This window comes from Kitasatospora sp. NPDC059747 (assembly GCF_042732955.1).
GTDB lineage: Bacteria > Actinomycetota > Actinomycetes > Streptomycetales > Streptomycetaceae > Kitasatospora.
The window spans coordinates 1-17070 of sequence record NZ_JBHWGV010000163.1; the positions used below are offsets into that span (position 1 = coordinate 1).

Genomic DNA, 17070 nt, shown 5'->3' on the forward strand with positions numbered 1-17070 from the left:
ACGGAGAGCAGCTGCGCTGCTCAGCTTCGCGCCTGACGGCGCTCGTCGGCTGGCGCCGCCGGAGGCGGGCGCGCCGTGCGTACTGAGCGTCATGCCGGCCGCCACTTGCTGTGACGTGGCCGCGGCCGTCGTCACGGTGGCTGCGCCACCTCGACAGGGGTTCGGCGTTTCATCATGCCCCCACCCTACCCCCTCCCGGGGTGGCGTGTCCTGCGGACACACCAATCCCGTTTCTGCCACCCCACCCCCAAGGGGGCCGACACTCCACGTCTGTTCTCTTCGTGCGACGGTTCACCTCTCGGCGCGCACGGACGGAATCCGGCTTCAACCCGGTAGGCACCTCCACCCCTTCGGGCTCTCGGCAACACCCGCCGGACTCGCCCCCAGTAGCTTGGGGATTACCGATACGGGCCGCTCTGGCACAGCCGGTCATGTCGTCGGGACGACACGGCGGAGCAGTGCGTGTTACCTTGGCAGTAGACATCTCTTGTGGAGCTACCAAGCCCCCCGGGAGCAAGCCGGGCGGAGTCCTGGACTCATGTGGGACGGCAATCCCGAGTCCATGAACCGTACGCTGTGAAGTTGTTTGATGCGAGCACTCTACCTGATTGGAGATCAGTCCGAGTATCCGACACCCGATCTACTCGGGTAGCGTGTCCGTAGCGGCCGACGTGGTGTGATCCTCCCAGATTCCCCTTATCGGCCGCAGAGAGCCCCCCGCCATCTGGTGGGGGGCTCTGCTGTTCCCCGGCCTACAGGGCGGCCGTGGGGCTCGGCAAGGCGCGGTTGTGCTGCACGCTGCCGAGGGCGCGGGGAAGGGGCTCGCCGGCCGTCACGCCGAGGGCGGCGCGGTACGCGTCATCGACGCGCCGGTACCGGGCATCGCGCTCCGGATTCCCCGTGAACATGCGGTTGTTGGCGTAGTGGGCCCCGGCCCGGGTACGTGACATGCATCACCCCTTTGTGTGCACCTGATATGCACACGTCGTGGCTCCCCGCAATCCTCCGATGGACTGTGGGTGATCCTCCCGCATTCAACATACCCCCTCACACCGACGTTCGATAAGTGGAATGGGCGGTACATGTTAAAAGTTTGTCGAGATCCGTAGGGCTCCCTTAAGGAATGTCGATAGACAGACAACGGCCCCGGATGGTAGTGCAACCATCCGGGGCCGTCGTTGGTCTGACACCGTTTATGCCGGTAGCCACCCGTCCATGACTACCCGGATGAACCTGGTGGGGACGTCATATCCGGCTACCCCCATCCACTCCCGGAGCGCGGCCGTGAAGGTCCCGGCCGCCTCCACGTACGCCGCCCAGTCAGCTGCGGCGAACCCCCGGCCCCGGTTGCCGAGGGTGCATTCCCGGACGTTCGCCGAGCCGGACTTGCGCGCCGCCTTCCTCTTGTGCTTGCCGTAGTAGGGCGTCCAGTACTTCTCATCGAACGTCGCCCCCTGCCGCTTGTCGAACAGGCCCACCACCGTGAAGGCAACGCGCCCGTTGTACTGGGCGTAGGCCGCGAGCGCATCGGCGATCGGCTTCCCGCCGGAGGGCCCGTTGAGCGACTGCTGAGCGCACGTCACCGTGAGGTAGCCGGTGCGGCCTACCTCCGCCGTCGCCTTCCGGACGGCGGCCGTCGTGCCCGCCTTCGTCTGCCGCGGCGTGCGTTGCACGGCCGCGCCGGTGAGGATCTGCTGCCGCTGCACCGTGGCTGCGCGGGATCGGCCGGCCGGGACCTCCTTAGCCGACGACGCCGCGGCGAGCAGTTGCCGCAGCTCGGTCAGCTTCCCCGTGCGCTTCGTCCCCTTGAGCACCTGCGTGATGTACGAGCCGCTCCCCTTCGCCGTCAGCCCGAGGCCGCGGGCCACGTCGGTCTGGGTGAAGCCCCGTCCGATCAACTGGCCGACGATCTCCCGTGCTTCGTCCGCCGCCGTCACAGCCAAGCCTCCGCGTGGTCCCGGAGCGCGAGCAGCTCGGCGACGTCGGCCGGGCGGTCGACGGCCCCGGAGATCCGGCCCTTGAGTCGGTACCGGCCGGGGAGCTGCTCGGGGTTGTCCCACCCGAGTTCCCGGGTGGTGAAGATGGCGTCGTTGCGGAAGGCGAGCACCTCGTTCAGCTTGAGCACGGGGCTACCGGCGAGCACCCCGGCGAGCACCCCGGTACCGCCGGGCGCCGCCAGCAGTCGGGCTCGCTGCCGGGACCAGATCTCCACAGCCCACTCCGGGTGGGCGTACTGGCCGGACGCGGCGGCGCGCTCGGAGTTCTCCCAGAGCAGCGAGCGGCCGTCGTCGGAGCGGCTGACGCGCGAGCCGCGCGGGATCAAGTGCTCGGAGTCGATCGGCACCATGCCGCTCCTCGCCTGCCCCTTCGACGCGAAACCGCCGATGGTGTGCAGCACGATGGAGCGCACCATCTTCTGTGCCAGCTTGGCGACTTCGCGCCACTGCGGATCGGCATGGACCGACGCGAGCGAGCCCATGGCCGTCCACAAGTCGGCCAGCTTCTCGCGCCAGAGGTTCAGCGGCTTGCCCTCCGCCCACCGGATTCCGTCGCGCACCTCCACCTTCCACCCGTGCTCCATGGCGAGCCACAGCTCCGGGCCCCCCGCCCACGTGGTGAAGGTGCGTCCGGGTTCGCGCGGGTACTCCCATCCCTGCTCGCCGGACAACGGCAGGATGCCCACATGGTTCCAGCCGTGCGGCACGGTCACCGTGGCGTGCCACCGGGACCGGCTGCGCACGGCGGCGGCGCGCTCGGTGGTGTCGAGCGCGGCGAACTGGCGGCCGGTGATGCGCTCCGGCACACCGGCGCCGAGCCCCCACGCGAGCGCGGCATACGCGAACGTCCCGTCGTAGTAGTACAGGCCCGGCAACCGGTCACTCTCCGGCGTGCCGGCCGTAGCTGACAGCAACTCGAACCGCCCCTGTCCGCTGGTGGTGAGCAGCAGCTCGCGCAGCTCGGCGGACATGACGGGGTACTCGGTGCGGTGCGGGATGGTGCGGGACCAGAGATCCTGTCCCGTCGTCGTCGGCGAGCCGAGCAGCTCCACCGCTGCCGTGTTCCCGCGCTTCCCCTCGAACCTCGACTTGATCCCTTCGCGCAGCAGCCGGAAGGCGTGCCAGACATGGGCGGGCGACGCGTCGCAGTCGCCGCCGGTCCACTCCCCCGCGTGCCGCAGCTCCACCGTGCGCGGCCCGCTGGTGAAGCGGGCGCACGGGTTCTTCGCGTGCGGGAAGTGGTTGCCCGCCGTCCACCCCTCCGGCAGCGGCGCGGCCAGCCACTCGCGGGTGTCCTCCACCGCCGTCGTGTCGCGGTCGGTGTGCCACGGGCGCGCGCCGGTGAAGTAGACGCGTTCGACGTCGGACGGCAGCGCGAGCAGCCAGTCACCCGGCCGTCCCGCGCCGACCGACAGCCGGACCGTCTTCCCCTTGTAGTACAGGGTCCCGTCCTCGGAGGCCACTGCCACCATGCGGGCGCGCTGCGGGCTCACCTTCCGCACCGACGCGACGCCGTACTCTGCGCGCACCACGTCTTCACCGGTGATCCCGGGCAGCACCCGGGCGCCGATCTGGAGTTGCTCGCGGGGCGCGGGCGGCTCGATGGCGCCGGGCACGCCGACTGCTGCGGCGAGCTTGGCCGCGACGCCGCCGCGCGTCTTCTTCGGTAGAACCCCCCGAGGTTCGGCGGATTCGGTGGCGGCCTCCGTGGTAGAGCCGATCACCCCGGCGCGCTTGGCGGCGGCGACGGCCGCCCGGGTGGCGCGCGCGGGCGCGATCTGCGACACCTGCGAGTCGGACTTGAACCCGGCGGCGCGGGCGATCGGCGCGATCTTCGCTTCCGGGTGCGCCACGGCCTCTTGCACGAGCTTCTTGATCTTCGCCGTCAGCTCGTCGGACTTCTTGTCGTGCTTCGCCTTCGCGTCCCGCGCGTCCCGGAGGGCGGCGAGAACATCGGCGTAGGTGCGGTTCGTCATTTCGTGTCCTTGGTGCAGATGCAGATTCGGCGTCCTGGTCCCCGGCGGGAAAGTGCGGCGCGGTACCGCTCGGCGTACGCCAAGCGGTACCGCGCGCACTCTCCGCCGTGCTGGTCAGTCACCTTCGACCGGGCGGAACATGTCGGCCATGCGCTCGCCGTCGTCGGCGACGGAGCTCAACCACACCGCCGCCCGCTTCGAGTGCTCGCGCTCGGCGGCCGTCAGCTTCCCGGCGAGCGCTTCGAGTTGGAGCGCGGACAGCTCCACCACCACCAGGTGGGCGGCGTGGCTGGTGAGCTGCCGTCCGGGCTCCGGCGGGTAGACACCCGGCGCGGACCGCACCGACACCCACACGGGTTCGGTCAGGTTCCCCTCCTCCACGTGGTTCCGGATGATGTCGCGGACCTGGTGGGCGGTGACCAGAACGGTCCACCCGGCCGGGATGTAGCCGGCACTGACGATCTGGTCTTCCCGGATCGGGTTGCGGCGCATGATGAGCGCCATGTTCCCGGGGTAGTCGGCGTGCCTGCTGAGCAGCTTGATCTGAGCCACGGACGGCAGCTCGATGTCGTCGGACATGTGATCCTCCCTTGGATCGTCGGCGTTCACCGACACGTCAAACCGTAGCGACTACGGTTCGGGAAATCCAGTGGATGCAGGGATCTGACGCTCTAACGGGTTACAGTCCGGATCAAGCAAAAAGCGCGCGCTCCCAACCCTTCCACGGGGGAGCGCGCGCTCGGACCTACACACTGAGGATAACCGTGCAACGCACCGTTCAGACACGCGGATTCGGTCACTACGCTCCGCGGATCGTCGTGTTCGTCGCTGGCGCCGTCGCCACCTTCGCCGCCCTGTACGCCTCCTACGACGGGTTGTGGCACCTCGCCGCCATGGCCGGATGGGGTGGCCGCACGAGGAAGGCGCTCCCCGGCACCGTCGACGTGATCGCCGTCGCGTCCGGCGTGCTCTACGCGCTCGGCACCTACAAGGACCTGGTGCAGCGCGGCGCCGTGTGGTGCGCCGCCGTCAGCTTCGCCGGGAACGCCATCTACCACGTGTACGTGGTCACCGGGCAGAACTGGGACCCGTGGATCATGGCGGCGCTCGCCGTCCTGGTGGGCGCCGTGCCCGCGCTCGGCATCGCGTACGTCGTGCACCTGATCTCGCTTCTGGTGGGACAGGCCCCCGCGGCCCCCGCCGCCGAGCAGCAGCAGCCGTTCACCACCAGCACCCCGACGCGCCGTCACTCTGTGCTCCGCCGGCCGTCGCCCAAGGTGAAGAAGCCGCGGGCCCCCCGCCGCCGTCCGGGCGTCGTCGTGCCGATGCCGCGCCCGGCCGCCACGACGGCCGGTGCTGGCGCCGCCTTCCCGGCCACGGCCACGCTCAAGGAGCGCGGGCTCGCCCTGGTGGCCGCCGCCCGCGCGCGCGGCGAGCGCACACCCACGCCGGAGGAGATGGCCATTGCCATCGGCTGCACCGAGCGCCACGCGCGGAATATCCTCAGCGTCGCGTAAAAACCCGGGCCCAAAAACCTAGCAGCAATCCGGTTAAATACAACGGATTGAATTTAAAAAAACCCCTGGCAATGTCGTAAGTGAGAGCTACCAACTCCACTGACCACACTGCCGGGGGTTTTTGCATGACCGAACTTACCGCAGAGCAGCGGAAATTCCTAGAGTCCCTGCTCACCGCGGCCGAGGCTGGCGAGCCGATCCCGGAGGCGACTACCCCGGACGAGACGAAGGCCGCCGAGGCTGGCGCCGAAGCCGCCGCCCAGGTGGCTGCCGACGAGAACAAGGCCGCCGCCGACGCCGCCGCCGAGGGCGACGCCGACGCCGCCCAGGCGCACGCCGACGCCGCCGTCGACGCCGCCGCCGCGGCCATCGTCGCCGCCGAGTCGGCCGGGACCGAGGACGCGCAGCACGACGCCGCCGAAGCGGTGGACACCGCGCTCGCCGCCGCCGAGCACGCCAAGGACGCCACCGAGGGTGACGACGAGCACCAGGGCGACGACGACGCCGAGCCGTCACACAGCGACGCGCCGGCCGTAGCCGAGAGTGAGCGCGCGCCGGAGCAGCCGGACGTCCCGCCCACCACCGACCACTGGTGGTTCCGGTCCCGGGGGCGCCGATGAGCACGCCGCTCGATCTCCCGGAGATGCCGCCGATCGACGTCCCGCCGGAGGCACCGGAGGCGCCCCCGAAGCGTGGCCGCGGCCGTCCGCGGAAGGACCCTTCCGACACCGCCCCGCGCCAGCGCACTACCACCCGGAAGCCTTCCGGCGCCGCGCTGGAAAAGCGGCTCGGCGCCTCCATGACTTCTCTCGGCATCTTCGTGTCGCTCGCCTCTCCGGCGGACGGCATGGTGGTTCTGGAAGGAGTTCCGGCGCTCGCTGCCGCGCTTTCCAAGCTCGCCGAGGAAAACCCCGCCGTCAAGGCCAACTTGGAACGCGCGCTCACCGCGGGTGCGTGGTCCGGCGTGATTGCCGCAGCCCTTCCGATCCTCGTCGGAATTCTGGCCAACCACGGCGCCGTCCCGAAGAACATCGCGTCCATGCTCGGCACGCCGGCCGCCGCCGATGGTGGCGCGTGAACGCGTAGAGCGCGTCACCTTTCAGGAGTTCCTGAACCGGTTCCGGTGGCACCAGGGCGAACACATGACGTTCGTCGGTCCCACCGGGTCCGGGAAAACAACGCTCGCCACTCAGCTACTTGACCGGCGTCAATTCGTGGTGGCGCTCGGAACGAAGCCCCGTGACTCCTCCCTCGACAAGCTCATCCGGGGGAAGAAGTACCGGCGCATTCGCGAGTGGCCGCCGCCGCCTCTTGCTGGGCGGAAATCGCAGCGCGTTGTTCTCTGGCCACTCTTCCGGCGTCCGGAAGACATGGCCAATCAGCAGCAGCAGATTGACCGCGCTCTACGTGAGATGTTCACCCAAGGCGGGTGGACCGTTTTCGCCGATGAACTCTTCTACCTGTGCCACATGCTCCGGCTCACGAAATTGCTGGAGACGTATTGGACGCAGGGGCGTTCGATCGGCCTTTCCCTGGTCGGCGGAACTCAGAGACCATTCCATGTTCCGCTTTTCGCCTATTCGCAAGCAACGCACCTTTTCGCGTGGAAAATCAACGACGAACGGGATCTCAAGCGAATCGGCGGTCTCGGAGGGCTCTCCTCCAAATTCATCCAAGAAACCATCATGACGCTGGAAAAGCACGAAGTGCTTTACGTCAACACCCGTGACGGCGAAGTCATGCGGTTTTTCCCCGGAAGGGGGTGAGAAATGCACGTGCACATCTCGCCCGTGGAGTTCGTCCAAACGGCGTGTTACGTCGTGATCTTCGGCTTCATGTGGCGCTCGCTCGCCGCCCACTGGTCCGACAACAAGGTCGGCCAGGCCATGGCGTTCATCTACTGAGAAAGGGGGAACTGAAATTCCCGCAACCGTCATGAAGGACACCGCGGCCCCGGCCGCGTCGACGTCCGGCCAGAAGGGCCGTCCCACCCTCATCGTGCCCTTCACCAGGGCATCCCACGCGCACATCGAGCCGATGATCGACGTCACCCAGCAGATGGGTTCCACGTCCGTGGCCATGGGCCCGTGGGACGTCCCGGCGTACGGCTACCTCCGGAACATCATCCTCGACATTCAGGCGTCGGGTGGTGCCGGCACGGGCGTTACCGCCACCGAGGATTCCCCGTGGAATGCGATCTCGGAAATCGCGCTCATCGACGTCAACGGCGCCCCGGTCGTCGGCCCCTTCTCGGGCTACGATCTGTACCTCGCCAACAAGTACGGCGGCTACGAATTCGGCTCCGACCCGAAGTCCTCGCCCCTCTTCTCGGCCGTCTCCGCCACCGGCGGAAACTTCCGAATGCTGCTCCGCGTGCCCGTCGAATTCTCGGCCCGAGAGGGCTTGGGTGCGCTCCCCAACGCGAATGCCGCGTCCACCTGGAAGCTGCGCATCACGCTCGCGCCGGGCAACGTCGTCTACGGCACGCAGCCCACCACGCTCCCGGCCGTTCGAATTCGCGCGTACCTCAACGCGTGGAGCCAGCCGCCGCAGACCGATCTCAAGGGAAATGCCACTGCGCAGCAGCCCCCGGCGATCGGAACCACTTCCTACTGGTCGAAGACCACCATGCCGGTAAACGCCGGTTTCAACACGATCCGGCTCCCCCGAATGGGCTCGCTCATTCGCAACCTGATCTTCACCTTCCGCGACGGATCGGGTACCCGCTCCGGCGGCGCGGCCGGTTTCCCGGACCCGGTTTCCCTGTACTGGGATACCCGTCTGCTCAAGACCTACAGCCGGGATTTCTGGCGCCACGACATGTTCCGCAAGACCGGTTACTCCGGTGCCGCGGAAGGCGTTTCCGGCCTCGACAACGGCGTGTTCGTCGAAGACTACATTCACGACTTCGACGGCAAGCTCGGCGGCGAGCTGCGTGACCAGTACCTCGGTACCACGCAGTCCACCCGATACGAGATCACCGGCAACTTCACCAGTTCCGGAACGCTCACCGTCATGACGAACGACGTCGCCGCGGCGTCCGAAATCTTCGTGAGCTGACGCCCATGGAGTTCGTCAACAACCTCGACTCCGCGAAGATCGCCGGACTTCTCGTGATCGGTTCCGTCCTGATTCTCTCCGCGCTGCGGAAGGGCTTCGGGGGCGTTTCCGTCCGCGTCGGCGACTGACACCACAAATTCGGGGCCCGGGGAAATTCCCGGGCCCCGCCGGAACAGAAGGAAATCATGTTCGGTCTCGACACCAAGTCGCTCGTGATCGGCGCCGCGCTCGGCATGTTCGTGCTCCCCCGCGTCGTCTCGCTGGTCACCACCAAGCTCGGCCACAAGGGGGCCTGAGTGAACGTCATCACCGGCAAGGTCACCCAGCTCGCGCTGTTCATCGTCATCGTCGCTGGGTACGTCGTGCTGAATCTCCAGCACGCCGACACCGCCAACTACGTCGCCCTGGTGACCCCCGTCCTTGGTGCGGTCTACACCGTGTCCCAGCTCAACCAGCGCTCGGACGCCCAAGACCAGGCACTCAGCGTGATCACCCACCAGACGAACGGCGTGCTCACCGCGCGCATCCAGTCCGCGGTGGCGGACGCGCTCGGCTCACAGAGTGCAACGGCCGGCACGCCTGTGAGTAACGGCGCCGCGCCGATCGTCCCCGGCCGCCCGCCGTACACGCCGGCCGTCCCGGCCCCGGCCGCGGAACCGGCCCCGGCCGCTCCGGCGGCGCCCCCCACCACTGGCTGACGACGTGGCGGGCATGAACTTGCCCTTCACCATCCTGGTCCTGGGCGCCGGGGTGTCGATGGTGTGGGTGGGCATTCAGGACCCCGCGGGCGGGCTGCTCGGCGAGATCGGCCGCGTGCTCAAGGGCGAGCCCGCCACCACGAAGACGAAGACGAGCTTGTCCGGCGCGGAGACGGCCGCGCTGATTTTGTCCAGCGGGGACGGCCCGAATTCCGGTGTAAGTTCTGGCGGCTCGGCGATCCCCACCAGCACCGGCGGCGGCGGGAATTCCTCGGCCGCGCTGAACGCAGCGCGCTCCATGCTCGGCACCCCGTACGTCTATGGCGGCGGCGGTAGCAGCGGGCCGTCCTCCGGCGGCTTCGACTGCTCCGGCCTTACCCAGTACGCCTACGCGAAGGCTGGGATTTCCATTCCCCGTGTGGCTGCCGCACAGCAGAGTGCCGCGTCCCGGATTTCCGAATCCGAAGCCGTTCCCGGTGACGCCGTCTTCTTCGGCTACCCGGCATATCACTGCGGGATTGTCTCCGGCGGCGGACAGATGATTCACGCCCCTCACACGGGGACCGTCGTGCGGTACGAGCCGATAGCCAACGTGCGCCCCGGACCGGTCACCTACGGCCGTTTCCAGAGATTGGCAACCGCATGAGCGCATGGACCACCGACCGTGCAAATTCACTGATCATCACCAGCCTCGGAATTTCCGGCGCGCTGGTCCTGGTGAAGGCGGCGGCGGCGAGCGAGATGCCCCCGGCCCGGACGTGGATCGGCTTCACCTTCGCAGGTCTGGCGCTCGCCACCCTCGCCACCAGCACGCCACAGATCGCCGGGCCGCTCGCCGGACTGGTGCTGCTGTCGTCCGCCGTCGTCTACGGCGGACCCGCCTGGCAGGCAATCAGCGACGCGATGACACCGAATTACGGCGCGAACGTCTACCGCCAGAAACGCCCCCGCCCTGTGAACTGAGAAAGGAAGGCAACCGCATTTGAACCTCGATAAGGCGCTCTCCGTGGCGTCCGCGATCGTGACCGTCGCCATGGTGACCGTCATAGTCTCGAACCCCACCAGCGCAAGCATTATCCGCGCGGTCGGGGATGCATTCTCCGGCTCGCTCCGGGCCGCGATGGGTAAGTGATCCCATGCCCCTAAAGCCGTCCTTTGCCCAACTGGGCGATGCGGTGGAGCCGCAGCTCCACCGCGCGGACGCCGCGGCCCCCGTCGACCGGGACCACGTCTCGGCCGGGGAGTTCCCGGCGGACGAATCCCCGCTCGGCCGGTGGGTGTGGCGGCTGTCCGGTCAGATGGTGGCGCCGGACAACCGGGCCCCGGCGCACGGCGACGGCGGACTCGACACCGTCGCCGAGCACCAGTCGCACGGCGAGCCGGACCGGCGCCGCCAGTACGACGCGCTCACCCCGGCCGGTTACCCCGTCGCCCTTCCCCGGGTGGAGTCGAGCCCGACTCAGATCCGCTCCGAGCCGCACGGCTCGGTGTCGATCCCCGGCGTCTCCGGGCTGACCGTCAACAAGGCCGGTTCGACGTCGGCCGACTACGCCCGACCGGCCGGCATGAACCGGTGGCTGTTCGACCGCCCCTTCGACCAGTGGGCCGCGCACCACCCGCCGGAGGTCAGCAAGCTGCCGATGCCGTCGCCGCTCGCGGGCAACCCGATCCGGCAGACCATCCCCACCCCCGGCGCCGTCCCGGCGCCCGGCGGTGTCGACGGCGTGACCGTCATGGAGTCGGACCAGATCCACCGCAACACCGTCCGCATGGTCCCCACCCCGTGGGACCAGTCCGCGGTGGTCGGCAGCGACGTCCAGCCGTTCCAGGCTCGGAGGTGGCGCCTGTGACCGACGAACCCGACGACACCGGCGGCGCACCGGACTTGAAGGGCGGCTTCGGGAAGAAGGTCGGACCCCTCCCCATGGGCGTCTGGATTCTCGCGATCGGCGGCGGCCTGGTGCTCGCGTACATGATGCGCTCCCGCTCGAAGGCGGCGGCGGACCCCGGGACCACAACGTCCGGAGCAGCGGCCGGAGTTGATGACTGGAACTACGGGAAGTCCAACGGCGTCGGCCAGGGCGTGAGCGGCGGCGCCGTCGACACCCCGACGACGACGGCGATCACCACGAACGAGCAGTGGCAGCGACGGGCGGTGCAGATCCTTACCGGGCTCGGGTACGAGCCCACCGTCGTGGACGCCGCGGTGGGCGCCTACCTCCAGGGGCAGCAGCTCACCACGATTCAGCGCGCGATCGTCAACGAGGCTATCTTGCGCATCGGGCCGCCGCCGATCTCCCCGCCGCCGCCGGTGGCCGTCGACAAGCCCCCGGACCCGCAGCCGCAGCCGCAGCCGCAGCAGCCGCCCCCGCCCCCGCCGCCCCCGGTGATCGTGCAGCCCCCGCCGCCGCCTCCGCCGCCGCCCCCGGCGCCGGACCCGCAGCCGCAGGACAACCGCAGCGAGCACCAGAAGTGGATGGACTGGACAGACCCGATCTGGGTCACCGTGCAGCACGGGGAGAACCTCGGCTCGATCGCCGCCCGGTACGGCATGACCGGCTACCAGGTCTACGACTACAACCTGATCGACGGCATCCGGTCGGGCGACAGCCAGGCCACCATCCGCAGCCGCGGCCCCAACCTCACCTACGCCGGGAGTACCTGGCTCATCCCCCGCCGGGGACGCGTGTTCTCCGGCGGACACGACTAACCCCGAAAGGAGTCAAGCGAGTTGAAGCCGAACGATCGGCTCGCGCTCGCCGTCGCGGTGGCGGCGCTGGTCCCGTCCGTGTACGGGGCCGCGCTGCCGCCGCTCGCCACCGTCCGAGGCGAGATGGACAACGTGGCCATGGCGTCCGCCGAGACGCACGCCATGTGGACGGCGGCCGGCATAGTCGGCGCCGCCGCCATCGTGAGCGGCTCGGGTGAGGTGGTGGTCATCGCGGGGGGGATGGCGGCGGTGTACGCGATCATGTACCGCCGGGCCCGGAAGGCGGTCCCGGGGACGTGACCACCTACACCGCCGCCCAGATCGCCAACGTCGGTTATCGCGCCGGTTGGCGCGGCGAAGACCTGGTGACGGCCGTTGCCGTCGCGCTCGCCGAGTCCTCCGGGGACGTGACCGTGGTCAACTCGATTGGCTGCGTGGGCCTTTGGCAGATCAACGTCCCCGTCCACGTGAAGGAGCACCCGTCGTGGACCACCGCCGCGATGCAGAACGCCGACGCCAACGCCGGTGCAGCGTACGCCCTTTGGCGTGACGCGCACGGCTGGCGCCCGTGGGAGGCATACACCAACGGGATGTACGCCGCCCAGATGGGACGGGCCCGGCTCGCCGTCGCCCAGGTGGGCAAGACCGACGCCACCGCCCCCGCCACCCCGGCCGACAACATCACCGGCGGCGCCGTCGTGAACGCCGATCTCGCCGGGACGCTGCTCGGCACCATCGGCGGCATCCCCGGCAGCGACGCCCTGATTGGCGGCGTGGAGAAGTTCCTCGGCCAGATGTTCGGCGGCACCTCCGATGGCTCCACCAGTGGCGACGTCGCCAAGGCGATCGGCGCTCCGATCGCCCTGTTGAAGGCGCTCGCCTCCCTGGTGGTGCTCGCGATCCACGGGGCCGCGTGGATCGCCAACCCCCGCAACTGGCTCCGGGTGGTGGAAGTCGTCGGCGGCGGCGTCGCCATCATCGTCGGCTTGAAGATGCTCGCCGCCAGCAACACCGGCGGCGTCGTGGCCAGTGCCGCACGCGGAACCGTCCGCGTGGCGGACAAGGGAGTGAAGGCCGTCAAGTCGACGGCGAAGGCCGCCGGAGAGGCGGGCGCCGCCGTCGCCACCGGCGGCGCATCGGCCGCCGCCGAAGGGGCGACGGCCACGGCCGGCATGGCGGCGAAGGCCGCCACCGCAGCGAAGGGAGCAGCCAAGTGAACGAGGAACACCAGCAGCAGCACACCGCGGAATCCGTGGGCGTGCACATCACCACCAAGGGCCCGATCAAGACCAAGCCGCAGCGACGCAGGCTCGGCCCCTTCACCGTGGGTCAGGTGCCCATCGTCGCGGGCGCCGCGCCGGTGCGCATCCTCGGCGCCAACCCGCAGCGCACCCGGCTGTGCCTCCGCACCAGCACGAGCCCCGGCTCTGTGTGGGTGGGCCCGCAACCCGAGATGGCCACGCCGACGAGCGGCTTCTGTGTCCCCAACTTCGCCGGGGAGGAACTGGTCATGTTCACCGAGCGCGAGATCTGGGCGAGCAGCAACGTGAACGGCGCGTTCATCTCCTTCCTCGCCGAGCACTGCGACGACTGATGGCTGACGGCTACGCCCAGTTCGGCGCGTCACCGTGGGTTGCGCCGGCCGTAGCCGAGAGTGGCCAACCCCTTGCCCGCCCGCAGGTGGCCACCCTCGAAGCCAAGAACGACGGCACGGGGCAGCTCGCCGCCGTCCTCACCGCGGCCATGTCCGGCCACGTCCGCTACGTCCAGCGGATCACAGTCTCAACTCCCGGCGCCACCGCGTCAGTTCGGGCCTACGTCTACGTCGGCTCGGCCGTCCCGGAGGCACTCGTCATGGGCACCCGGCGCGGCCAACTCGACTACGCGAACGAGAGCCCGCCCCTGTTCATCCCCGAGTCAACCCCGCTCACCATCCGGTGGGACGTGGGCCCCACGCGCGCGCTCGCGCGCATCGAGTACACGGAGGTCTGAACCATCCCCTTCACCGACCCGACCGACAGCCTTCCGGCCGACGCGATCACCCCCGGCACCCTGTCCGGCTCCACCGTCCAGACCGGCGCCACCGGCGCCCGGATCGTGCTCAACCCCACCCCGGCCTCCAGCACCGGCACCATGAGCCCCAGCACCCTGTACTACTCGGGCAACACCTTCGAGCAGCGCCCCGGCCGCATGACGGCCGACGTGCTCATGGGCACCGGCAGCGTCACGTCCAGCACGCTGGAGATCGTCGCGCCGCAGGTGGTGCCCTCCGGCGCGAAGTCGCCCAGCTCGCCGAGCCTGTCGTTCACCGGCGCCTACGTCGACGGCACCGGCCAGCCCACCAGCACCACGGCGGCCGGAGCGTTCACCCTCAGCGTGGGCCGCACCGACGTGCTTGACGGCTCGGACGGCAGCATCACCGGCACCACGAATCAGGTGATCCTGTCGGCCGCGCCGGTCGGCGGCGGCTCGGCGCAGCTCGCCGTGAGCGGGTCCGGTGCGCTCACCTCGAAGCCGCTCCGGATGGGCTCGCCGTACGGCAGCACCGAGACGTGGCAGCCCGTCTCGTACGCCACCGGGTGGGCCGACTACGGGTCCCCGTGGCAGAACGTCCAGTGCATGCGCATGCCGGACGGCACGGTCATGCTTCGGGGGCTGTTCAAGGCCACCGCGGGTGCCTCCGGCGGCCACGTCTTCTACCTGCCGAGCGCGGCCTACTACCCGGTGACGCGACAGATCTTCAAGCTCGCCACCGACAACAACACGAACGCCAACCTCTTCGTCTACGAGAACGGCACCGTGGACATCAACAACGCCTCCGGCGTGGCCGGTTGGTGCGCCATCGGCTCGGCGTCGTGGGACACCGTCGCGTAACTCTGCGCTCCGCCGGCCGTCGCTCAAAGTGCACGGCTTGCATTCAACTCACCGACTGGCAATGTCGGTTCTGGGAGCACGGACCGCCGGTTGCCGCCGGTGAACCGTGCCTTGAGATCTGGGAGGATCACACCACATGACTTGGCCCTGCACCGCAGACCAGGTGCTCAACACCGCCCGCTCCTTCCTCGGTACCGCCGAGTACCCGGACGGCAGCAACCACAACTTCATCACCGACGACTACGGCATCGGCGACGGCCCGTGGTGCGCCATGGCCGTCTGGGACGAGTTCAACCGCAACGGCGTGGACCTGCGACAGCAGCTCACGAAGGAGTGGGCGTGGACCCCCTCCGCCGCCATGGCGGGCAAGTCGGCCGGCCTCTGGCACGACGGCCCGAACGGGCTCACCCCGGGCGACATCGTCTTCTACAAGGTGCCCGGCGGCGCCGCGGGGTTCGTCAACCACGTGGCCCTGTACGAGGGCAACGGCGTGAGCATCGACGGCAACTGGGGCAACCGGTGCCAGCGCGTCACGCACCCGACGTCGATCGTCGTCGGGTACATCCGGCCGCCGTACTCGGCGAGCAACGACGGGCCGCCGCCGTTCCCCGGTGCGGGCGCGTTCTACATCGGCGCGTACGGCGACTACGTGACCGAGATGGGCGAAGCCCTGGTGGCCAAGGGCTACGGCTCCCACTACCAGGTGGGCCCCGGCCCCACGTTCAGCGAAGCCGACAGGCTCAACGTGCAGGACTTCCAGCACGCGCAGGGCTGGACCGGCGATGACCCGGGCGGCGACAGCGACGGCTACCCGGGCCCCGAGACGTGGCGAAGGCTCTTCTCGTGAAGCTCCTCCCGCGTCGGCGGCCTCGGGCTGACGCCATCGCGCAGCCGACGCGGGAGGTACCAACTGGCGGCGGTGCAGCACTAGTTGCCCGCGTGCGCGGTTTTCTGGTGGCCCGCCGCATCCGGGCCGTACTGAGCCGCCCTGGCACGGCCACAACCGCAGCAGCAGCAGGCGTCGCCGTAGGCGTCGTGCTCGGCCTGGTGCTCGCCGCCGCCCTGCTCCTCTCCACCTCCACCGACAAGGACTGACCATGGCTCCGCTCGCTTCCTCCCCGATCGGCTTCTCCCTCTCCGAGCTCGCCCAGTTCGCCGCGCTCGCCAACGCGATCGACTCGCTCAGTGCCCCGGCCCCCGTGCACCCGCTCCCCCGCCGGACCGCCGTCGTTCCCGCGATGGTGGCCGGCACGGGGAGCAAGGACGCCAAGGTGGTCATCAGCCACTACAAGGTGGGCACCGCCCACCTGTTCACCAGCGAGGCCCCGGCGAACACGGTGTCGTTCGACAGCAACGGCGTGAACTTCCGCACGGACCACTCCGGCCACTACGAGACGATCCGGTGGGAGTACATCGCGAAGGTGGAGGCGAAGCGCCAGTGACGCCCACCACCATCTGGATGGCGTTCTGGTGGCTCCGCGAGAAAGCCGACGCGATCGCCGCGTGGCTACGCTCCGAACCGCCGGCCGTGACGCCCAGTGACCCCCCGGCCTACCGGCCGCCCGGGGACTAAGAACGGGCCGGGGGTGCCCGCCCAACTCCACCGGGCGGACGTAAGGAGGTGAGCCGGACGCAGTCCGGCCGCGAGCCCCGGCAGGCGGGAAGGAGGAGAGGAAGCCCCGCCGAAAGCCCCCCATCACCCAATCGGGTGATGGGGGGCTTTCTCATGCCCAACTCGCGCTACGCTGTTCCTGGTTGAAGCCGGGTTCGGCAAGTTCCTGGGCAGAGACCCCCCTAGCCGCGGTCCTCGGGCGTGCGTGATTCTCCTCTCGCTCCCGGGGGCCGCGGCACCCGAATGGCTGGAAGGGGCCGTGCATGGACGATGTGGAGTGGGCATACTGGTTCGGGGCGGACTCCCTTCCGGAGGAACGCCGCCAGGCGCTCACGTGGCGTCAGCAGCAGTTCCCCGGGCACCCGGGGTATCGTGGTAACCGGCGGTGGAACTCCCCCGCCGGTGGCAGTGAGGAGGCGAAGCCGACGTGTGCAAGTGCTCCCCCGAGTGCAACGGGTGGTGCGCACCTGCGGACTCACCCGTAATCCCCCCGTACGTCAAGGGGCGCGGGCTCGGCGTCCGGCCGGCACGCCGTAGGCGTGACGCAGCAACCAACCACCCGCCCCCGGCGGCGCCAGCCGCCAGCGGCCGCCAGGCCGCGTGACTGCGAGCCGTAGGCTCTGTAT

At 69.5% G+C, this 17070-nt stretch carries 25 protein-coding genes; 21 read left to right on the top strand and 4 right to left on the bottom strand.

All coding sequences use genetic code 11. From position 1 onward, the window contains the following. Positions 1-752: 752 nt before the first annotated feature. From ACFV4G_RS39610 to ACFV4G_RS39625, 4 genes are all read right to left on the bottom strand, one after another. Complete coding sequence (locus ACFV4G_RS39610) at positions 753-950, bottom strand: hypothetical protein (RefSeq protein WP_380447787.1); 198 nt, start codon at positions 948-950, stop codon at positions 753-755. A gap of 243 nt (positions 951-1193) precedes the next feature. After that, on the bottom strand, positions 1194-1937 hold the full coding sequence (locus tag ACFV4G_RS39615) for a hypothetical protein (protein ID WP_380447789.1): 744 nt from the start codon (positions 1935-1937) through the stop codon (positions 1194-1196). After that, entirely contained in the window at positions 1934-3973 is a 2040-nt protein-coding gene (locus tag ACFV4G_RS39620) for a hypothetical protein (RefSeq protein ID WP_380447791.1), read from the bottom strand. The genes ACFV4G_RS39615 and ACFV4G_RS39620 overlap by 4 nt, the downstream gene beginning before the upstream one ends. 114 nt (positions 3974-4087) lie before the next feature. After that, on the bottom strand, positions 4088-4552 hold the full coding sequence (locus ACFV4G_RS39625) for a hypothetical protein (RefSeq protein WP_380447793.1): 465 nt from the start codon (positions 4550-4552) through the stop codon (positions 4088-4090). Between the two features lie 239 nt (positions 4553-4791). On the opposite strand from ACFV4G_RS39625, the gene ACFV4G_RS39630 reads away from it, so the two are divergent. The 21 genes from ACFV4G_RS39630 (at position 4792) to ACFV4G_RS39730 (ending at position 16274) form a co-directional block, all read left to right on the top strand. Next, positions 4792-5490 (top strand): hypothetical protein, encoded by a 699-nt coding sequence (locus ACFV4G_RS39630; protein ID WP_380447795.1) that lies wholly within the window; start codon positions 4792-4794, stop codon positions 5488-5490. Positions 5491-5615: 125 nt separating this feature from the next. Continuing rightward, a complete protein-coding gene (locus ACFV4G_RS39635; protein WP_380447796.1) occupies positions 5616-6110 on the top strand; it encodes a hypothetical protein in 495 nt (164 codons plus the stop codon). Next, positions 6107-6568 (top strand): hypothetical protein, encoded by a 462-nt coding sequence (locus tag ACFV4G_RS39640; RefSeq protein WP_380447798.1) that lies wholly within the window; start codon positions 6107-6109, stop codon positions 6566-6568. Before ACFV4G_RS39635 ends, ACFV4G_RS39640 begins: the two co-directional genes overlap by 4 nt. Before the next feature lie 64 nt (positions 6569-6632). Further along, entirely contained in the window at positions 6633-7256 is a 624-nt protein-coding gene (locus tag ACFV4G_RS39645) for a hypothetical protein (RefSeq protein ID WP_380447800.1), read from the top strand. A 3-nt stretch (positions 7257-7259) separates the two neighbouring features. Next, the gene (locus tag ACFV4G_RS39650) at positions 7260-7394 is read left to right on the top strand and encodes a hypothetical protein (RefSeq protein WP_380447802.1); all 135 of its coding nucleotides are present in this window, start codon (positions 7260-7262) and stop codon (positions 7392-7394) included. Between the two features lie 31 nt (positions 7395-7425). After that, positions 7426-8550, top strand: a complete 1125-nt coding sequence (locus ACFV4G_RS39655) for a hypothetical protein (RefSeq protein WP_380447804.1) — start codon at positions 7426-7428, stop codon at positions 8548-8550. 5 nt (positions 8551-8555) lie between these two features. Beyond that, positions 8556-8678 carry a hypothetical protein gene (locus ACFV4G_RS39660; RefSeq protein ID WP_380447806.1) on the top strand — a complete coding sequence of 41 codons (123 nt, stop codon included), beginning with the start codon at positions 8556-8558 and terminating at the stop codon, positions 8676-8678. Between the two features lie 168 nt (positions 8679-8846). Beyond that, on the top strand, positions 8847-9248 hold the full coding sequence (locus ACFV4G_RS39665) for a hypothetical protein (protein WP_380447808.1): 402 nt from the start codon (positions 8847-8849) through the stop codon (positions 9246-9248). A 13-nt stretch (positions 9249-9261) separates the two neighbouring features. Then, the gene (locus ACFV4G_RS39670; protein ID WP_380447810.1) at positions 9262-9894 is read left to right on the top strand and encodes a C40 family peptidase; all 633 of its coding nucleotides are present in this window, start codon (positions 9262-9264) and stop codon (positions 9892-9894) included. After that, complete coding sequence (locus ACFV4G_RS39675) at positions 9891-10211, top strand: hypothetical protein (protein ID WP_380447812.1); 321 nt, start codon at positions 9891-9893, stop codon at positions 10209-10211. The genes ACFV4G_RS39670 and ACFV4G_RS39675 overlap by 4 nt, the downstream gene beginning before the upstream one ends. Before the next feature lie 19 nt (positions 10212-10230). Then, positions 10231-10380, top strand: a complete 150-nt coding sequence (locus ACFV4G_RS39680; protein WP_380447814.1) for a hypothetical protein — start codon at positions 10231-10233, stop codon at positions 10378-10380. Positions 10381-10384: 4 nt separating this feature from the next. Beyond that, complete coding sequence (locus ACFV4G_RS39685) at positions 10385-11098, top strand: hypothetical protein (RefSeq protein WP_380447816.1); 714 nt, start codon at positions 10385-10387, stop codon at positions 11096-11098. Then, a complete protein-coding gene (locus ACFV4G_RS39690; protein ID WP_380447818.1) occupies positions 11095-11958 on the top strand; it encodes a LysM peptidoglycan-binding domain-containing protein in 864 nt (287 codons plus the stop codon). Before ACFV4G_RS39685 ends, ACFV4G_RS39690 begins: the two co-directional genes overlap by 4 nt. 21 nt (positions 11959-11979) lie before the next feature. Continuing rightward, positions 11980-12258 carry a hypothetical protein gene (locus ACFV4G_RS39695; RefSeq protein WP_380447819.1) on the top strand — a complete coding sequence of 93 codons (279 nt, stop codon included), beginning with the start codon at positions 11980-11982 and terminating at the stop codon, positions 12256-12258. Further along, positions 12255-13175 carry a hypothetical protein gene (locus tag ACFV4G_RS39700; RefSeq protein ID WP_380447821.1) on the top strand — a complete coding sequence of 307 codons (921 nt, stop codon included), beginning with the start codon at positions 12255-12257 and terminating at the stop codon, positions 13173-13175. The genes ACFV4G_RS39695 and ACFV4G_RS39700 overlap by 4 nt, the downstream gene beginning before the upstream one ends. Beyond that, positions 13172-13552 (top strand): hypothetical protein, encoded by a 381-nt coding sequence (locus ACFV4G_RS39705; RefSeq protein WP_380447823.1) that lies wholly within the window; start codon positions 13172-13174, stop codon positions 13550-13552. Before ACFV4G_RS39700 ends, ACFV4G_RS39705 begins: the two co-directional genes overlap by 4 nt. Before the next feature lie 86 nt (positions 13553-13638). Then, a complete protein-coding gene (locus tag ACFV4G_RS39710; RefSeq protein WP_380447824.1) occupies positions 13639-13950 on the top strand; it encodes a hypothetical protein in 312 nt (103 codons plus the stop codon). Positions 13951-14091: 141 nt separating this feature from the next. After that, positions 14092-14832 (top strand): hypothetical protein, encoded by a 741-nt coding sequence (locus ACFV4G_RS39715; protein WP_380447826.1) that lies wholly within the window; start codon positions 14092-14094, stop codon positions 14830-14832. 136 nt (positions 14833-14968) lie between these two features. Then, on the top strand, positions 14969-15679 hold the full coding sequence (locus ACFV4G_RS39720) for a peptidoglycan-binding protein (protein WP_380447828.1): 711 nt from the start codon (positions 14969-14971) through the stop codon (positions 15677-15679). Positions 15680-15771: 92 nt separating this feature from the next. After that, positions 15772-15927: a hypothetical protein gene (locus tag ACFV4G_RS39725; protein WP_380447830.1), complete on the top strand. Its 156-nt coding sequence runs from the start codon at positions 15772-15774 to the stop codon at positions 15925-15927. A gap of 2 nt (positions 15928-15929) precedes the next feature. Beyond that, positions 15930-16274, top strand: coding sequence for a hypothetical protein (locus ACFV4G_RS39730; protein ID WP_380447832.1), 345 nt, complete (start codon positions 15930-15932; stop codon positions 16272-16274). Positions 16275-17070 lie beyond the last annotated feature (796 nt).

What these genes read in the sequence shown, in the direction of transcription:
- ACFV4G_RS39610 (WP_380447787.1), bottom strand. Translation starts at nt 950, where the DNA reads ATGTCACGTACCCGGGCCGGGGCCCACTACGCCAACAACCGCATGTTC.
- ACFV4G_RS39620 (WP_380447791.1), bottom strand. Translation starts at nt 3,973, where the DNA reads ATGACGAACCGCACCTACGCCGATGTTCTCGCCGCCCTCCGGGACGCG.
- ACFV4G_RS39625 (WP_380447793.1), bottom strand. Translation starts at nt 4,552, where the DNA reads ATGTCCGACGACATCGAGCTGCCGTCCGTGGCTCAGATCAAGCTGCTC.
- ACFV4G_RS39635 (WP_380447796.1), top strand. Translation starts at nt 5,616, where the DNA reads ATGACCGAACTTACCGCAGAGCAGCGGAAATTCCTAGAGTCCCTGCTC.
- ACFV4G_RS39640 (WP_380447798.1), top strand. Translation starts at nt 6,107, where the DNA reads ATGAGCACGCCGCTCGATCTCCCGGAGATGCCGCCGATCGACGTCCCG.
- ACFV4G_RS39645 (WP_380447800.1), top strand. Translation starts at nt 6,633, where the DNA reads ATGACGTTCGTCGGTCCCACCGGGTCCGGGAAAACAACGCTCGCCACT.
- ACFV4G_RS39650 (WP_380447802.1), top strand. Translation starts at nt 7,260, where the DNA reads ATGCACGTGCACATCTCGCCCGTGGAGTTCGTCCAAACGGCGTGTTAC.
- ACFV4G_RS39655 (WP_380447804.1), top strand. Translation starts at nt 7,426, where the DNA reads ATGAAGGACACCGCGGCCCCGGCCGCGTCGACGTCCGGCCAGAAGGGC.
- ACFV4G_RS39660 (WP_380447806.1), top strand. Translation starts at nt 8,556, where the DNA reads ATGGAGTTCGTCAACAACCTCGACTCCGCGAAGATCGCCGGACTTCTC.
- ACFV4G_RS39670 (WP_380447810.1), top strand. Translation starts at nt 9,262, where the DNA reads ATGAACTTGCCCTTCACCATCCTGGTCCTGGGCGCCGGGGTGTCGATG.
- ACFV4G_RS39675 (WP_380447812.1), top strand. Translation starts at nt 9,891, where the DNA reads ATGAGCGCATGGACCACCGACCGTGCAAATTCACTGATCATCACCAGC.
- ACFV4G_RS39685 (WP_380447816.1), top strand. Translation starts at nt 10,385, where the DNA reads ATGCCCCTAAAGCCGTCCTTTGCCCAACTGGGCGATGCGGTGGAGCCG.
- ACFV4G_RS39715 (WP_380447826.1), top strand. Translation starts at nt 14,092, where the DNA reads ATGAGCCCCAGCACCCTGTACTACTCGGGCAACACCTTCGAGCAGCGC.
- ACFV4G_RS39720 (WP_380447828.1), top strand. Translation starts at nt 14,969, where the DNA reads ATGACTTGGCCCTGCACCGCAGACCAGGTGCTCAACACCGCCCGCTCC.
- ACFV4G_RS39730 (WP_380447832.1), top strand. Translation starts at nt 15,930, where the DNA reads ATGGCTCCGCTCGCTTCCTCCCCGATCGGCTTCTCCCTCTCCGAGCTC.